Source organism: Bradyrhizobium sp. R2.2-H, assembly GCF_004346455.1.
Taxonomy (GTDB): Bacteria; Pseudomonadota; Alphaproteobacteria; order Rhizobiales; family Xanthobacteraceae; genus Bradyrhizobium; species Bradyrhizobium diversitatis.
On record NZ_SMBR01000002.1, the window covers coordinates 453,171 to 467,923 of the forward strand.

Consider the following 14,753-nt stretch of genomic DNA (forward strand, 5'->3'; position numbering starts at 1 on the left):
CCCTTTCGCAAAGGATTTGGCATTTGGACAAGGCGCCGGATGCGTTCCGAACCATCAGCGAAGTAGCGCAGGAACTCGACATTCCGCAGCACGTGCTGCGGTTCTGGGAGACCCGGTTCTCCCAGATCAAGCCGATGAAGCGCAGCGGCGGCCGCCGCTATTACCGCCCCGACGACGTCGACCTGCTCAAGGGCATCCGCCGGCTGCTCTACGGCGAGGGCTACACCATCCGCGGGGTGCAGCGGATCCTGAAGGAGCACGGCGTCAAATCGGTGCAGGGCCTCGCCGACAGCGCGGCCGCGGTCTCGTTCGGCGCCATCGAGGACGCCATCGGCGCCAGCCTGATGGAGCCCGAGGACGAGGCGCCCATCAAGGGCATCACCGACACCGACGATGACGACTACCAGGGCGACGAAGAGGAAGGCATCGACTTCCGCTTCACGGAGGTCGACGACGAGGAGATCCTCACCACCTTCCGCAAGGGCGGCGCCGCTGCTGCGCCCGCCGGCCCCAGCGCGCTGGACCGGGAGCGCCTGGGCCGGGCGCTCGCCGACCTCGTCGCCTGCCGCGAGATGCTGGATCAGGCGCTGAAGGACGGGTAGGGGCGGTGGTCCCACCGGCTTGCCGGCAGTTCCGCGTGCTTTGGGCGAGGCACCAAAATGCTGTGACCTCGCCTTGCGCATCGCGCCGATCCTAGCTAATGGAACGACGTTCGGAGCGTGGCGCAGCCCGGTTAGCGCACTAGTCTGGGAGACTAGGGGTCGGAGGTTCAAATCCTCTCGCTCCGACCATTTTTTCAAAGCATCTGTTGGATGGATGATCGTCGGCGCGGAGCCTGCTCCGGGCCGCGACGGGATGCCTGTGACCAGAAGCGGGGCCTGCGGCGGGCGGTACATCGAAACGCCGGAAAACAACCCCATGCACAGTAGCGATGTCATTGAGTCATATGGTTTTTCCGAATCGACGCGTCGGACAGGGGAAGGAGCGGATCGTCCGGGGGACAATGACGATCGAGCTGCAGCCTAGAGGCTCAACTCTTCACCATCCTCCTCGCAACTCCGAAACCGTTCGGGTCCGATAAGAGTTTGGATACCCGGCATCAGATGTTTCCATTTAGGTACGAGGGCAACATGTTTCAGTTATCGTGGAGCGAGATCTTCGTCCCGACGCATTCCGTCGTGGAAATGATCGTGCGCGGCACCATCATGTACCTTGGCATCTTCACCCTGATGCGGTTCATCTTGAAGCGACAGACCGGCGGGCTCAGCATCCCCGATCTGCTTCTCGTCGTCCTGCTGGCGGACGCGGCGCAGAATGGCATGGCGGGTGAATACCATTCGATCACGGAAGGTATCGTGCTCGTTGCCACCATCATTTTCTGGAATCTTGCCATCGACTGGGTGGGGTATCACGTGCCTTTCGTGGAGCGGCTTGCTCGGCCGGCGCCGCTCCTGCTCATCAAAAACGGACAGGTCCTTCGCCGCCACATGCGGCAGGAACTGGTGACGATGGATGAGCTGATGAGCAAACTTCGCGAGGAGGGCATAGCGAGCCCCTCGGACGTCGTAGAGGCATATATCGAGGGCGACGGGAATATCAGCGTGAAAAAGAAGGAAGCCTGACGGCCTTCGTCTGCCCGCCGAAATGATCGGCGTTGCGGAGCATCATAAGCGCCCTGGCTTGACGTCCACCTACCTCAAATACCCCACCACCATCCTTGTCGTCTCGTCCACCAGTACCTTCACCGTCTTCTCCGACAGCATCTCGGCGCCGTTCAGCACCGTGTTGTGCGCGATGGCTTCGATCGTGCTCACGCACATGAACGCTGCGAGCGTAGGGTCGATCCTGCGCATCTCCTTGCGGTGGCGTTCGAGATAGGTGCGCACGAGGGCGTGGATTTCCTGGCTGTAGGCCTCGACCTCCGCAAGGTGGCCGGAGCGCGGAATCTGCTCGGCGAGGACGCGGTGCAGGTCCGGGTCGACGAGATGGGCTTCGATCGCCACCGTGACGAGGCGGCGCACGGCTTTCTCGATCGGCAGGTCGTCGACTTCCGCGAAGACGGTGCGGACGAGCCTCATGATCTCCTCGTTGTGACGATCGATCACGGCGGCGACGAGCGCCTCCTTGCTGGGGAAATATTGATAGAGCGAGCCGACGCTGACGCCGGCGATCTCGGCGATGCGGTTGGTGCTCGCCTTCTCGAAGCCTTGCTTGACCAGAACGCGAGCAGTTGCCTCGACCAGCGCATCCACCGTGGCGCGGGATCGCTGCTGCGAGGCTTTTTTCCGGGGTCTTGTGGGCGGTTTGCGGGCCACGGCCTTGTGATCTGAATGCGAGTAGGAAAAGCGAGTGAATGCTCGCATTATAGCGGAACATATTGGCGGGTCGGCAAGCCTCCTTGTCGCCGTCGCGAACGCGCCAGATGGGGATGTGGCCATGAGCGTTGCCAGGATCGTGTCGGCCTTGCAGTTCTGTCCTGGTGGCTGCGTGTCCGGCCCGCCGGCCCGGCGCGATCCCGCACCGAGCCTGCAAAGCCGCGCCTTCAACCTCTTGCTGCGACAGCTCCCGTACAAGCAGCAGCTCGCATCAGCAGAAGTCGTGCAGGCGCATGTGCAGCAGCTCGCATTGGAGCCGGCCTCGTTCGAGCCGACGGGACTCGGCCGCGGCGTCGAGGTGACGCTGACCAAGATGGGCGGATGGCCGGTGTACTACACCGCGCCGGCGTCAGGCCACGAGGGCTGCAACTACGTCATGTTCCTGCATGGCGGCGGCTACATCAACGAAATCGTATCGGCGCATTGGCGCTTCGTCGGCGAGATGACGCGCAAGGCGCGCGTGTGTTGCGTCGTGCCGATCTATCCGCTGGCGCCGCGCGCGACCGCGAAGGACGTCGTGCCGGCGACGGCCGAACTGCTCAGGATGCTGCTGGAGGACGCCGGCACCGCAAAGGTCACGGTAGCAGGCAATTCCGCCGGCGCAGGTCTCGCGCTCGCCGCCTGCCAATGGCTGCGCGATCACGGTCACCGGCAGCCGAGCCGGATGGTGCTGATCTCGCCAGCCGCCGATGCCTCGATCAGCCGTCCCGAGCAAATCGAGATCGCAAAGCGCGATCCGATCCAGGACATTCCGGGGATCGTGGAAGCGGGGCGGCTCTACGCCGGCGAGCTCGATATCGGCCATCCCTTCGTCAGCCCGCTCAACGGCACCTTCCGTTTCCTCGCGCCGATGACGATCTTCGCAGGGACGCGCGATCTGCTCTACCCCGACAGCGTCGATCTGGCGGAGCGGGCGAGGGCGGTGGGCGTGCCGGTGGAGTTGCATCTGCTGCGCGACCAGCCTCACAATTATGCGCTGATGCCGACGCCGGAGGGACGGCGCGCGCGGGCGATGATTTTGCGCGCGGTGACTTAGCGGGCGGTGACTTAGCGGATGTGACCGTTGTCACAGTACGCGCCGTCGCATCGGACTGGCGCTTGCAGGGCCTGTCGGAGGCGGCCTCCGGGGCGTTTCCTCGATCCGTCGTATCCGGATCAGTAGTTTTGCGGGGCCGTCAGGCGTGGCCCTTGATCTCGTAGTGACCCGGCACGCATTTGTAGCGCTCGAGGCGCCAATTGGCGTGATAGATCGGATGCTCGCCCATCCATTTCGCGAGCGGTGCCTGTGCGCCGACCGCGCACTGCATCATCGAAATCTCGGGCGTCATGTTGCTGTCGGTCACGATTTCCTCGACGCAACTGCCTGAACTGGCTGCGCCAAGCCGGCAGAGCACGGCAACGACGGTCACGAACATTCCTGTCACCTCATCGGTTGTTTCTGACCACGAGGAGGATGCAAGCGGAGTGCCAGAGCCTGTTGCACGCAAACGACACGCTGGCATGGCCGACTCGAGCCAGCGTCCGTTGTCCATTTGACGATTCGGATTGTAAAAAGATTGCCCCTAAACCGAAGCCGGACAAATACGGGATCGGGAATTACAGCTCCACGCTACCTGCTTCGGGGGACGACGGAGCAAGCGCCTCGCCCTTCGAGACGACCGCTTGCAGCGGTCCCTCAGGGTGAGGCTAAGGGGCAGTGGTGTTCGTTGAAATTGCGGCCCCATACTCCGCCCTCATCCTGAGGGCCCGCCCTCAGGCGGGCGTCTCGAAGGATGCGCCGCAAGCGACTCTGTCACAAAGCTAAAACCGCGTGCTGACCGCGCCGGAACAGCGATAATCCGCGCGCCGAAATAACGCCGAAGATTGCATCGCCGATCCGCTTTCATTTGCGGATGCGGCGCTGCTACAGTTTTGCGCGCGGCCCGCTGAGCGGCGCGCCGTGACGAAGAAACATACCGACAAGGGGAGGGACCGAAGTCCCATGAAGGATTTTGCTGGAAAGATCGCGGTCATCACCGGCGGCGGCACGGGAATGGGGCGCGAGCTCGCGCGCCAGCTCGTCGCCGAAGGCTGCAATGTCGCGATGTGCGACGTCTCGGAGGCCGCGATGGCCGAGACCAAGCGGCTCTGCGAGACCGAGAAGCTGCCGCAGGGCCTGCGCGTCACGACGCATGTCGCCGACGTCGCGATCGAGGATCACCTGAAGCGTTTTCGCGACGAGCTCGCCGAGCAGCAGAAGACGGACAGGATCCATCTGCTGTTCAACAATGCCGGCATCGGCGGCGGCGGCAGCCTGTTCACCAACACGCGCGAGCAGTGGGAGCGCACCTTCAACATCTGCTGGGGCGGGGTCTATCTCGGCGTGCGCACCTTCCTGCCGATGCTGGTTGCCGCGGACGAGGCCCACATCGTCAACACCGCGAGCGTCAATGGCTTCTGGGCCTCGATCGGCATGAACCAGGCGCACACCGCCTACAGCTCGGCCAAGTTCGCGGTGAAGGGATTCACCGAAGCGCTGATCAACGACCTCCGCCTGCACGCGCCGCACGTCAAATGCTCGGTGGTGATGCCCGGTCACATCGGCACCTCGATCGTCTCCAATTCGCGCAAGGTGCAGAGCGCGGACGGCTCGGAACGGCTTAGCGACGACGAGGTGGCGCTGACCCGCAAGCGCATGGTGGCGGCCGGCGTGCCGGATGCGGACAAGATGTCGGACGAGGACATCCAGGCGGTGTTCGCCGAGCGCGCCCGCAGCTTTCTGGAGGATGCGCCGACGACGGCCGCGCAGGCGGCGAAGATCATTCTCGACGGCGTCAAGGCGGAGCGCTGGCGCATCCTCGTCGGCGAGGATGCAAAACGTCTCGACGAGCGCGTGCGCGCCACGCCGGGGCAGGCTTACGACCGCGCCTTCTACGAAAGTCTCGTGCAGGAGGTGGGCTGGCGGCTTGGTTGAGACGGTCTCCGAGCGGGTACGAATGTAAGCATGATGATCATCATGGCAAGAGATGCGCAGGCAAACTTGCGTGCCACCTCTTGCCAATGTTCACCCGCTCCATGACCTGTCGGTATGTCACGCATGCGACATGACGATGTTCAAGCGATGGTGATCTGAAACGCCTCTCGTCGGGCGCACGGCCGCTTGGTTGGCGGACTGAAATCGTTTAATTGATGAGGGTAACGCGACGATCGAGCGTAGCTCCAGATGATACCAGCATGCCTCTCCGACGACTGGACCCTTTGCCCGGAACGAGAGGACATTTCCGCTGAGTTCACGCGGCTGCTGACTGCGGCCCAGGAGGGCGGCGCCACGATCGCGGAATGCCTCATGATCGCGCGACAGCTGAAGCGGGGCGACGATCGGTCCTGGCATCGCGAGTGGAAGAAGCTGGCGCAAACCAATCGGCAACGCGCCGAGGCCGCGTTCGCGGAGGGCCACAGGGCGAGCGCGCAGCGCAATTGGCTGCGCGCGATGAACTACTATGGTGCCGCGGCGATGCCGCTCGATCTGGCGGATGAGCGCCGCTGGGTCGCGGTGCTGGCGATGCAGGATTGCGCCCGGCGCTACCTCGCCGCGCGCAGCCCTGCCGGCGAAGTCGTGACGATACCCTGGCTCGACGGGCATTCGCTGCAGGGCTACTTCCTTCCTTCGCCGTCAGCCGGCGGGCGGGCTCCGACGGTGATCTGCATCGGCGAGCCCGGTCACCGCAAGGAAGAGTTCCTGATCAAGCTCGTGCCGCATGCGCGCGAGCGCGGTTTCTCGATGCTGGCGATCGACCTCTTCGGCGACCAGCGCGACGATTTTCTCGACGCGCTGTTGCGGCGCCGGGATCTCGAAAGCGCGATCCCTGGCGTCATGGACTATCTGGAGACGCGCGGTGACGTCGACTTCGCGCGCGTCGGCATCATCGCCGATGGCTGGGGCTCGTCCTTCGTCTCGCGCGCGGTGTTGCAGGAGCCGCGGCTTGCCGCCGCCGTCTGCGACGGCGGCCTGTGGGACCTGCACGAGCGGGCCTTCTTCGCCAGCCGATTCGCGATGAGCGACGTCAGCATCGTCCCGGTCCCGCATGCGCCGCTGATGGCCTCCAGCGCCGAGTGCCCGGTGCTGATCACGCTCGGCGAGGACGGTTGGCTCAAGGCCGATCGGGCGCGCCAGATCGTCCGGAACTCCAGGCTCGGCGGTTCGGACGTCATGCTGAAGGTGTTCACTGCGGCCGAGACCGGCGCGGCACAGGGCCATGCGGACAATCCCAGCCTTGCCAACGAATACATCTTCGACTGGCTCGAATCGCGGCTCGGTGCCGCCGCGCGCATCTAGCGGCGGTGGCCCGGATCGGGCCGGGCGTCAGAAGTCCAGGCTCAGGCGGACACAGGCCTTTTCGAGACGGCTCTTCAGCGTCGCGAGCTTGGTGGTGAATTCGGTGAGCTCGGCCTCGTCGAATTCCTGGAAGACGAATTCCCTGATGGTCTTGTACTGCTCGTTGAGGCTCGCCAGGTGCTTCTGCGTCTTGTCGGTCAGGGACAGCCGGACCACCCTGGCGTCGGTCGGCGAGGGGCGGCGGCGCAACAGGCCCTTCTTTTCGAGCAGCTTGGACTGGGTTGTGACGAAGGACGGATCGACGTGGAGGAGCTTGGACACGACGTTGACCGGGATGCCGTCGTCCTTGTCGAGGTCGGAGATGGCCATCAGGATGAGCCATTGCGGCCCGCTGATGCCGAGCGTCCTCGCCCAGAACTGACGCAGCTCCTCGAGATACAGGTTGATCGACGATATCTCCCAGGTGAATCGCCTGATGATATCCAGGTTGCCGATGGTGCGCAGGCGCGCTCCCTCTTTCCTCGTCGCGGACACAGCGTCACTCCGTGAACCGGTTGTTCAGGTCGGTGTTCGTGGAATGTCATAGTCCACGCAAGCCTGCTCTGACGCAAGTGCAGAGCAGGGTAATTTTGTCACCAAAACCACAAAGATGACCGGCTCAGCAGATTTGCCCGCCCCGGGTGTTGCGGCCGGGGCACAGGTTTGGCGAAACCAGTAACCTGAGCTAATAAACTATTTTGATTAGCGGAACAGCGCAGGCATATTGGCCGCGACGGTGGGGGGTACTCGATCGTCCCGTTACAGGTGGTTCGCTCACGTCCCTCGCCTCGAAAAGCGGGTGTGTCCGAAAGCGCAAAGCGGCCGAGCGGATTTGAGAGAGACGGGGATCTGGGGGGCCTCACGGTCCGGTCTCCGCAAAATGAGCAACTTGGAGGTTTTAAATGAAAGTGGTGAAGAGCCTTTTGCTCGGCACTGCGGCGGGTCTGATCGCCGTCGGTGGAGTCCAGGCGGCCGATCTTCCGGTCAAGGCCAAGGCGGTCGAGTACGTCAAGATCTGTTCGCTCTATGGTGCGGGCTTCTACTACATCCCGGGCAGCGACACCTGCATCAAGCTGGGCGGCTACCTGCGCGCCGAAGTGGCGCTCAACGCCGGCGGCAACTACAGCGCCCAGTACAACGGCGTGTTCGCGGCCGACAACCGCCTGACCAACTACTACTCGATGCGCGCTCGTGAGGATCTCAACATCGACACGCGCACCGCGACCGAGTACGGCGTCGTCCGCACCTATTTCGACGCGGTCTTCACCTGGACCACCGGCAGCTATGCCGGCGCCGGTTCTGCCACGGGCGCGACCACCTACTCCGGGGCAGCCCCTGTCGCCAATGGATCCGACGGCGGCATCTCGGGCGGCGCGCTCGGCGTCTACTACGCCTTCATCCAGTTCGCCGGCTTCACCCTGGGCAAGTCGGTGTCGCAGTTCGACGCCCCCTGGATCAACTATCCCGGCAACAACTTCGACCAGCTCGTCGGCGGCAGCGGCACCACCAACGGCGTCCCGCAGATCACCTACACGGCCGATTTCGGCCAGGGCGTGACGGCGACGTTCTCGGTGCAGGATCAGACGCAGATCTTCCAGACCAACATCTGGAATACCGCGGGCATGACGACCTCGGGCGTTCTCGGCGGCGCCTACGGCTCGAGCGATTTCGGCGGCACCCGTTCCCCCGACATCGTCGGCGCGGTCCGCGTCGACCAGGCCTGGGGCCTGTTCCAGGCGTCAGTCGCCGCGCACGACAACCATACCGGCTATTACGGTGCGACCGAAGTCACCGGTCATCCCGAAGACAAGTGGGGCTGGGCGGTTCAGCTCGCTCTCTCGATCAAGAACATTCCGACCGGCGCCGGCGACGTGATCAACGTCTCGGGCGTCTACACCGAAGGCGCGAGCCGCTACAACTTCCAGGAGCTGGCCGCGACCAGCTACTCGATGTTCGGCAGCTCGAACGCCGCCTACCAGAGCATCGGCTTCGCCGGCGTCTCTGACGCGGTGTTCGGCCCGGGCGGCCAGCTCGAGCTGACCAAGACCTACGGCTTCCGTGGTGCCTACACCCACAACTGGAGCCCGTACTGGAATACGGCGCTCTACGGCGCGTGGGCTGCGGTCAACTACAACAGCACGGCGAAGGGCCTGATCTGCGGCAGCGCCGCGTTCGCGACCCTGACCGGCACCTGCAATCCGGACTTCAACATCGGTCAGGTGGGCGTCATCACCCGCTGGACGCCGGTGAAGAACCTGACCTTCTCGGCCGACTTCGTCTACAGCCATCTCGACCAGAAGTATTCGGGCGTGATCACGACCCCAGCGCTGACGAACGTCGCCAAGCCGGCTGCGGCCTACGAGCTGAAGGACCAGGACACCTACAGCCTCCTGCTGCGCGCCCAGCGCAACTGGTAAGCTCGAAGGTTTCGACCTTGATGAAGCCCCGGCGGGAAAACCGCCGGGGCTTTTTTCCGCAAGGAGGGACGTTCGGAAAATCCGGCGGCCTTTGCAGGAGACGAAGACGAGCCATGCGATTCGATCGCTCTCAGATTTATTTACTTACCTGAGTTACTAAGCTATATGGCTTTCAGCCAAATACGAAAGTTGCGGCTCTTAGCTTCACGCTAAGCCTCCAGAAACCTCCGGTGATGCCCCGCCGGAGGTTTTTTGTTGTCTGAAGCACGGCGCGGCATCAGCCGCGCATCACGCGAGCGCGCGTGTTCGGCCGGTAGGCGAGGCGGCTGTGACCGGCGCAATAGGGCTGGCCGTCGGGAGCCGTGTTGCCGCAGAAGCAGAAATCGTCTTCGCCCGGCGTCGAGATCGGCCATCGGCAGCGATTCTCGGACAATTCCAGCAGCGAGCAGCGATTGGCCTCGTCGATGGGGCACGCGGCCGCGGGGCCATCGCTCTCGCCATAGATCGTAGCGAGCATCTCATATTGCAGCCGCGGCACGGCCCTCCGCGTGCGCGCCGGCGCAAAGCCCCTGTCCTGATCCTTGCGGTCGTCGACCGCCCGGCCGCGCGTCAGATTCAGCCGGGACAGCTTGCCGATCACGGCATTGCGGCTGACGCCGATGTCGGCGGCGATCTCGCGGCAGGAAAGGCCGGCCTCGAAGTGTCGCTTCAGCAGTTCAATGCGTTCGTCGGTCCAGGTTGGTGAGAGAACAGGCATGTGTAACGATCCCAGGTTGCAGATGTCGGCCATCCGCCAGCTCGAGATCCGTCCGCCTCACGTCGGGCGCGCACTCACGTCCTGCCATTGTCGCGGATCGACAAAAGCCCGTCCTTGATGGCGAGACGGATGCCTTCCTCGATCAATGTCCGTGCGACGCCGGGAACGCTGGTGCCGTGGGTGCCCTGTCTCACCAGCTTCTCCAGATAGGCGATGGTCGAGAGCGCCAAGGTCACGGGAATGCGGTCAGTCTCGGCTTTTTCGGTGGCCATGGCCGAACGCTAGCCTCTTACTCGGGTACATAAAAGTAACGATTAAGACTCTATTTAGGTTCGGGGGTGGAAGTCAAATCAGCGCCGAGGCAGCCGCTCACCTTGTTGGAATCACTTGGGAATCGAACACGGCGCGGCGCGCCGCGGGGAAGACCGGGCGGCGGCTTGATGTCGGCAGGTCGGGGAAGGGCCCGGCGGGCTCAGCCGTGCACGATCGCCTTTTCGATCATGCAATGGATGCCCTTGGCGCCGTTGACGGTCTGGGTCACCCTGAGATCGGCGGCCAGGCTGCACAGCGTGTAGGCGTCCTCGCGCGACAGATTTCGCGTCTCGCCGATCAGCGCGATCATGTCGCGCAGCGCGCGCACCACGCACTGGTCGAGGTCGGGGTCCATGGCCATGGTCATGTAGTGCGTCGCCGTCTCGGCGCGGGGGTAGTCGAGCCTGAGGTCCTTGCGCAGCGTCAGGCGGAAGCGGCCCTGGAGCGCGGTCTCGATCGCAGTGACGCAGACCTCGCCGTCGCCCTGCACGCCATGGCCATCACCGCAGGAGAACATCGCGCCCGGAACGAACACCGGCAGATACAGCGTCGCGCCGGCGCCGAGCTCCTTGTTGTCGAGATTGCCGCCCATCGCGCGCGGGATCAGCGAGGAGATGCGGCCCCAGGCCGGAGGCGGCGAAACGCCCATCACGCCGAAGAACGGCTTGAGAGGCAGGTCGAGGCCCCACGGCATGCGGCCGGTCATCCGCGACCGGTCGAGCGGGATGTTGAGGATGCGCGTCTCGTGGAAATCGTCGGGCAGGGTCCCGGACAGCGGCTTGATCATGTTCCAGCCCCAATCCTGCCGGAGCTGGACGTCGAGAATCTCGACCGCGAGCACGTCGCCGGGCTCGGCCCCCTCGACCGCGATCGGACCGGTGAGGATGTGGCCGGGCAGCATGCGCTCGTTCTTCGCATGAACCTCGTGCATCTCGGGCGGAATGTGAAACTTGTCTCGGTCGGGCAGCATGTCGGGTCCGCCGCTGATGGTGTCGACCGTCACCTCGTCGCCGCTGGCGATGGTGAGGACGGGCTGAAGCGCGGCTTCGAAGAAGCCCCAATGGCAGGTTTCGGGGCTGGAATGCAGGTGATGATGGGTCATTTGCCGCGTCCGCTTGGTTTCATCGGCCGCGGGCTTGACCCGACGATCGATCCTCTTTCAAGAAGATTTCTGAAGATGGCATGGCCGGTCAAGCCCTGCACAGACAGGCACGATGATTTCAGCGAGGCTCCCCTGTTCTTTGTTCTTTCCAAGACCCTCGGCGTCGCGCTGCTCCCGATCAATCTCCTGGTCGAGCTCGGGATACTGTCCGTCGTGCTGATGGCGACGCGCTTTGCCGCGCTCGGCCGCAGGCTTGCGGTGATCACGCTGGTGGTGCTGGGGCTCGCCGCGTTCTCGCCGCTCGGCAATCTCCTGATCTATCCGCTGGAGTCGCGCTTTCCGGCGTGGGATCCGTCGCGCGGCGCGCCGGACGGCATCATCGTGCTCGGCGGCTCCGTCGACACCGATCTGTCGGCAGCGCACCGCACGCCCGTCGTCGCGCACGCGGCCGATCGTCTGTTCGCGCCGGCCGAGCTCGCGCGGCGCTATCCGAACGCGCGTATCGTCTTCACCGGAGGCTCAGCGAACCTGGTTTCGACCGACGCGAAGGAGGCCGACTACTCTGCGCCGATCCTGGAGAATCTCGGCATACCGAAGCAGCGCCTGATCCTCGAACGCGACTCCCGCAACACCTGGGAGAACGCGATCTTCACAAAGCAACTGGTGGCTCCAAGGCCGGGTGAGCGCTGGCTCCTGGTCACGTCGGCCTTCCACATGCCGCGCTCGATGGGGATCTTCCGCAAGGCCGGATTTGACGTCGAGGCCTATCCCGTGGACTGGCGGATGGGGGGACGAGACGATCTGTTTTCCTTCACCAATGTCGGAGCGGACGGGCTGGGCCGAACCGAAGTCGCCGTCCGCGAGTGGATCGGCCTCGTGGTCTACCGTCTGATGGGCCGGACCGGCGAGTTGCTTCCGGGACCGGGCAAGGACTAGAACGAGGACCGCAAAACAACAACACACGGCGGGCGATCGCCGGCCGGGAGGGACCGCCATGCAGGAGCAGAGCGCAGAGAGGATCGATCTTGCCGGCCTCGTCGCCGATCTCAACAGCCTGCTGCGGCTGAAGACGAATGTGATCGGCATGAAGTTGTTCGCGAGCGTCGCGGAGATGGAGGCGATCCCGAAGATCCGGCGTCCGAACGCAATTCACACCACCGATCAGATCGTCAGCATGGCCGCGCGCCTCGGCTGGACCGTCGGCATCACCGCCGACGACCTCGTAGGTAGCCAATGCCGTGCGGTGATCGGCCTTGCGCCGCAGGACGAGAAGTGGCTCGCCGGCGAAAACTATGTCGGGGTCTGGCATGGTACGGCGGAAGACGCGCGCAAGCGCCAGGAGGCGCTGGATGTGGTTCCGTTCGGGCAATATCAGGCGCTCGCCGTCAGTCCGCTGGCGAGCGGCCGGCTCGATCCGCCCGACATCTGCCTGGTCTATGCGACGCCGGGGCAGATGATCATCCTGATCAACGGGCTGCAATATACCGGCTACAAGAAGTTCGAATGGGGCGTGGTCGGCGAGACCGCATGCGCGGATTCCTGGGGGCGGGCGCTCAAGACCGGGGAGCCCAGCCTGTCCTTGCCATGCTATGCCGAACGGCGCTATGGCGGCGTGCCGGACGAGGAGATGCTGATGGCCTTGAAGCCGTCGCATCTCGCCAAGGCAGTCGAAGGCATGAAGGCGCTGGCCAGGAACGGCCTGCGCTATCCGATCCCGCCCTATGGCATTCAAAGCGACGTCCGTGCCGGCATGGGCGTGAGCTACGCGAAGAAGTAAAGGCCGACCATGAGTTCTGCGAAATTCGACATCGTCGTCTACGGCGCGACCGGCTTCACCGGCCAGCTCGTCGCCGAATATCTGACGGCGCACTACAAGGACGACAAGTCCCTGAAATGGGCGATGGCGGGCCGCAGCCTCGACAAGCTGAAATCGGTGCGCGACGCGATCGGTGCGCCCGCGGATACGCCGCTGATCGCGGCGGATGCGTCGGATGCGGCGTCGCTGAAGGCGATGGCGGAGCGGACGATGTCGGTGATCACGACGGTCGGTCCGTATCAGCTCTATGGCGAGGAATTGCTCGCGGCCTGCGTCGCCACCGGCACGGATTATCTCGATCTCTGCGGCGAGCCGGTCTGGATGCGGCAGATGATCGACAAGTACGAGGCGGCGGCCAAGGCCAGCGGCGCGCGCATCGTGTTCTCCTGCGGTTACGACTCCGTGCCGTTCGAGCTCGGCACGTTCTTCGTGCAGGAGGAAGCAAGGCGCGTGTTCGGCGCGCCGGCCGCGCGCGTGAAGGGCCGCGTGCGCGACATGCGCGGCACGCTGTCAGGCGGCACAGCGGCCAGTGCGAAGGCGACCTTCGATGCGGTCGCCAAGGACCTCAGCCTCGTCGCCATTCTCAACGACCATTTTGCGCTGACGCCTGATTTCACCGGCCCGAAGCAGCCGAAGGGCAACAGGGCGGCTTACGAGGAGGATCTGCAATCCTGGGCCGCCCCGTTCATGATGGCGCTGATCAACACCCGCAACGTCCATCGTTCCAACATGCTGATGGGCTTTCCCTACGGCAAGGACTTCGTCTACGACGAGATGGTCCTGACTGGTCCCGGAGAGAAGGGCGAAGCCAACGCCAAGCGCGTGATGGCGGTCAACGCCGAGAAGACCGGCCCGAACGCGCCGAAGCCGGGCGAGGGCCCGTCGAAGGAAGAGCGCGAGAACGGCTTGTTCGATCTGCTCTACGTCGCGATCGCACCGGACGGACGCCAGGTTCGCGCCGGCGTCACCGGCGACCGCGATCCCGGCTACGGCTCGACCTCCAAGATGATCTCCGAATGTGCGATCTGCTTGTTGCGTGATGCGACGGATGTTCCGGGCGGCTTCTGGACGCCGGGCGCGGCGATGCAGCACAAGCTGATCAAGCGGCTGGTCGATCACGCCGGGTTGACGTTCAGGGTGGAGAAGTGAGCCTTCGCCTTTCTCACCTGTTGCAGGACCGGGCTTTCATTCTCAAGCCGTCTCGCGCGTTGAGCAGGAGCAGGGTGATGTTCGCAGCTCCGGCGACAAGCTCAAGAGCCTGGACCGCATAGAAGACTGCATCGAGCTCGGCGGCCTTGGCCTTGTGCGCGAGAAAGAAAGCGGCGGGGACAAGCACGAGAAGGCCGTTGGCCGCGATCAGCGGCATTCGCTTGATCTTCGCGCCGATCAGGCCGGCTCGCCGCCCCTGTGACAGCGCAAGGCCTGATCCGGCCGTCGCCGCAAGCGCAGGGATCAGCACGAGAAAGCCCCATGGTATGGCAGTCTTGACGGCAGTGATGGCGGATTGGGACGCGAAGAGCTCGCTGAACGCAGTAGAGAGCCAGAAAGTCGAGATCGTGAGAAGCGCGGTCCCGCCTGCAATGGGATGAATCATCTTGATCACGGCCTGTTTCCCTTCTC

At 64.2% G+C, this 14,753-nt stretch carries 16 protein-coding genes and 1 tRNA gene; 10 read left to right on the forward strand and 7 right to left on the reverse strand.

Annotated features, from left to right (window positions below; translation table 11 throughout):
* Window positions 1-23 precede the first annotated feature (23 nt).
* The 3 genes from EDE08_RS06255 (at window position 24) to EDE08_RS06265 (ending at window position 1,622) form a co-directional block, all read left to right on the forward strand.
* Window positions 24-602, forward strand: a complete 579-nt coding sequence (locus tag EDE08_RS06255; protein WP_131868104.1) for a MerR family transcriptional regulator — start codon at window positions 24-26, stop codon at window positions 600-602.
* A 111-nt stretch (window positions 603-713) separates the two neighbouring features.
* A tRNA-Pro gene (locus EDE08_RS06260) sits at window positions 714-791 on the forward strand.
* 339 nt (window positions 792-1,130) lie between these two features.
* Entirely contained in the window at window positions 1,131-1,622 is a 492-nt protein-coding gene (locus tag EDE08_RS06265; RefSeq protein WP_131868105.1) for a DUF421 domain-containing protein, read from the forward strand.
* A gap of 69 nt (window positions 1,623-1,691) precedes the next feature.
* Here EDE08_RS06265 and EDE08_RS06270 read toward each other — a convergent pair whose 3' ends face one another.
* Entirely contained in the window at window positions 1,692-2,315 is a 624-nt protein-coding gene (locus EDE08_RS06270; protein ID WP_165935747.1) for a TetR/AcrR family transcriptional regulator, read from the reverse strand.
* 121 nt (window positions 2,316-2,436) lie between these two features.
* Between EDE08_RS06270 and EDE08_RS06275 the strand changes: the two genes are divergently transcribed.
* Complete coding sequence (locus EDE08_RS06275; protein WP_131868107.1) at window positions 2,437-3,411, forward strand: alpha/beta hydrolase fold domain-containing protein; 975 nt, start codon at window positions 2,437-2,439, stop codon at window positions 3,409-3,411.
* A 139-nt stretch (window positions 3,412-3,550) separates the two neighbouring features.
* Here EDE08_RS06275 and EDE08_RS06280 read toward each other — a convergent pair whose 3' ends face one another.
* The gene (locus EDE08_RS06280) at window positions 3,551-3,790 is read right to left on the reverse strand and encodes a hypothetical protein (RefSeq protein WP_028178804.1); all 240 of its coding nucleotides are present in this window, start codon (window positions 3,788-3,790) and stop codon (window positions 3,551-3,553) included.
* A 566-nt stretch (window positions 3,791-4,356) separates the two neighbouring features.
* Between EDE08_RS06280 and EDE08_RS06285 the strand changes: the two genes are divergently transcribed.
* A complete protein-coding gene (locus EDE08_RS06285) occupies window positions 4,357-5,328 on the forward strand; it encodes an SDR family NAD(P)-dependent oxidoreductase (RefSeq protein ID WP_131868108.1) in 972 nt (323 codons plus the stop codon).
* 249 nt (window positions 5,329-5,577) lie between these two features.
* Window positions 5,578-6,690, forward strand: coding sequence for an alpha/beta hydrolase family protein (locus EDE08_RS06290; protein ID WP_131868109.1), 1,113 nt, complete (start codon window positions 5,578-5,580; stop codon window positions 6,688-6,690).
* A 27-nt stretch (window positions 6,691-6,717) separates the two neighbouring features.
* On the opposite strand, the gene EDE08_RS06295 is transcribed toward EDE08_RS06290, so the two are convergent.
* A complete protein-coding gene (locus tag EDE08_RS06295; protein ID WP_028178807.1) occupies window positions 6,718-7,224 on the reverse strand; it encodes a MarR family winged helix-turn-helix transcriptional regulator in 507 nt (168 codons plus the stop codon).
* A 407-nt stretch (window positions 7,225-7,631) separates the two neighbouring features.
* Between EDE08_RS06295 and EDE08_RS06300 the strand changes: the two genes are divergently transcribed.
* Window positions 7,632-9,146, forward strand: a complete 1,515-nt coding sequence (locus EDE08_RS06300; protein ID WP_131868110.1) for a porin — start codon at window positions 7,632-7,634, stop codon at window positions 9,144-9,146.
* A gap of 277 nt (window positions 9,147-9,423) precedes the next feature.
* Here the strand turns inward: EDE08_RS06300 and EDE08_RS06305 are convergent, their stop codons facing one another.
* The 3 genes from EDE08_RS06305 to EDE08_RS06315 all read right to left on the reverse strand — a co-directional run bounded on the left by EDE08_RS06305 (window position 9,424) and on the right by EDE08_RS06315 (window position 11,317).
* A complete protein-coding gene (locus tag EDE08_RS06305) occupies window positions 9,424-9,903 on the reverse strand; it encodes a GcrA family cell cycle regulator (RefSeq protein WP_165935746.1) in 480 nt (159 codons plus the stop codon).
* Window positions 9,904-9,977: 74 nt separating this feature from the next.
* Window positions 9,978-10,175, reverse strand: a complete 198-nt coding sequence (locus EDE08_RS06310) for a hypothetical protein (RefSeq protein ID WP_024341172.1) — start codon at window positions 10,173-10,175, stop codon at window positions 9,978-9,980.
* Between the two features lie 200 nt (window positions 10,176-10,375).
* Entirely contained in the window at window positions 10,376-11,317 is a 942-nt protein-coding gene (locus EDE08_RS06315) for an acetamidase/formamidase family protein (RefSeq protein WP_131868112.1), read from the reverse strand.
* 168 nt (window positions 11,318-11,485) lie between these two features.
* On the opposite strand from EDE08_RS06315, the gene EDE08_RS06320 reads away from it, so the two are divergent.
* The 3 genes from EDE08_RS06320 to EDE08_RS06330 are packed head-to-tail and all read left to right on the forward strand — an operon-like array spanning window position 11,486 to window position 14,282.
* Window positions 11,486-12,253 (forward strand): YdcF family protein, encoded by a 768-nt coding sequence (locus EDE08_RS06320; protein ID WP_165935782.1) that lies wholly within the window; start codon window positions 11,486-11,488, stop codon window positions 12,251-12,253.
* 58 nt (window positions 12,254-12,311) lie between these two features.
* Window positions 12,312-13,094 (forward strand): DUF169 domain-containing protein, encoded by a 783-nt coding sequence (locus EDE08_RS06325; RefSeq protein WP_131868113.1) that lies wholly within the window; start codon window positions 12,312-12,314, stop codon window positions 13,092-13,094.
* 9 nt (window positions 13,095-13,103) lie between these two features.
* Complete coding sequence (locus EDE08_RS06330) at window positions 13,104-14,282, forward strand: saccharopine dehydrogenase family protein (RefSeq protein ID WP_131868114.1); 1,179 nt, start codon at window positions 13,104-13,106, stop codon at window positions 14,280-14,282.
* A gap of 13 nt (window positions 14,283-14,295) precedes the next feature.
* On the opposite strand, the gene EDE08_RS06335 is transcribed toward EDE08_RS06330, so the two are convergent.
* Complete coding sequence (locus EDE08_RS06335; protein WP_061877796.1) at window positions 14,296-14,736, reverse strand: hypothetical protein; 441 nt, start codon at window positions 14,734-14,736, stop codon at window positions 14,296-14,298.
* Window positions 14,737-14,753: the final 17 nt, after the last annotated feature.

Excerpts from the sequence above, each read along its gene's own strand:
- EDE08_RS06290 (WP_131868109.1), top strand. The coding sequence starts at position 5,578 with ATGATACCAGCATGCCTCTCCGACGACTGGACCCTTTGCCCGGAACGA.
- EDE08_RS06330 (WP_131868114.1), top strand. The coding sequence starts at position 13,104 with ATGAGTTCTGCGAAATTCGACATCGTCGTCTACGGCGCGACCGGCTTC.
- EDE08_RS06280 (WP_028178804.1), bottom strand. The coding sequence starts at position 3,790 with ATGTTCGTGACCGTCGTTGCCGTGCTCTGCCGGCTTGGCGCAGCCAGT.
- EDE08_RS06325 (WP_131868113.1), top strand. The coding sequence starts at position 12,312 with ATGCAGGAGCAGAGCGCAGAGAGGATCGATCTTGCCGGCCTCGTCGCC.
- EDE08_RS06265 (WP_131868105.1), top strand. The coding sequence starts at position 1,131 with ATGTTTCAGTTATCGTGGAGCGAGATCTTCGTCCCGACGCATTCCGTC.
- EDE08_RS06285 (WP_131868108.1), top strand. The coding sequence starts at position 4,357 with ATGAAGGATTTTGCTGGAAAGATCGCGGTCATCACCGGCGGCGGCACG.
- EDE08_RS06315 (WP_131868112.1), bottom strand. The coding sequence starts at position 11,317 with ATGACCCATCATCACCTGCATTCCAGCCCCGAAACCTGCCATTGGGGC.
- EDE08_RS06275 (WP_131868107.1), top strand. The coding sequence starts at position 2,437 with ATGAGCGTTGCCAGGATCGTGTCGGCCTTGCAGTTCTGTCCTGGTGGC.
- EDE08_RS06300 (WP_131868110.1), top strand. The coding sequence starts at position 7,632 with ATGAAAGTGGTGAAGAGCCTTTTGCTCGGCACTGCGGCGGGTCTGATC.
- EDE08_RS06305 (WP_165935746.1), bottom strand. The coding sequence starts at position 9,903 with ATGCCTGTTCTCTCACCAACCTGGACCGACGAACGCATTGAACTGCTG.
- EDE08_RS06310 (WP_024341172.1), bottom strand. The coding sequence starts at position 10,175 with ATGGCCACCGAAAAAGCCGAGACTGACCGCATTCCCGTGACCTTGGCG.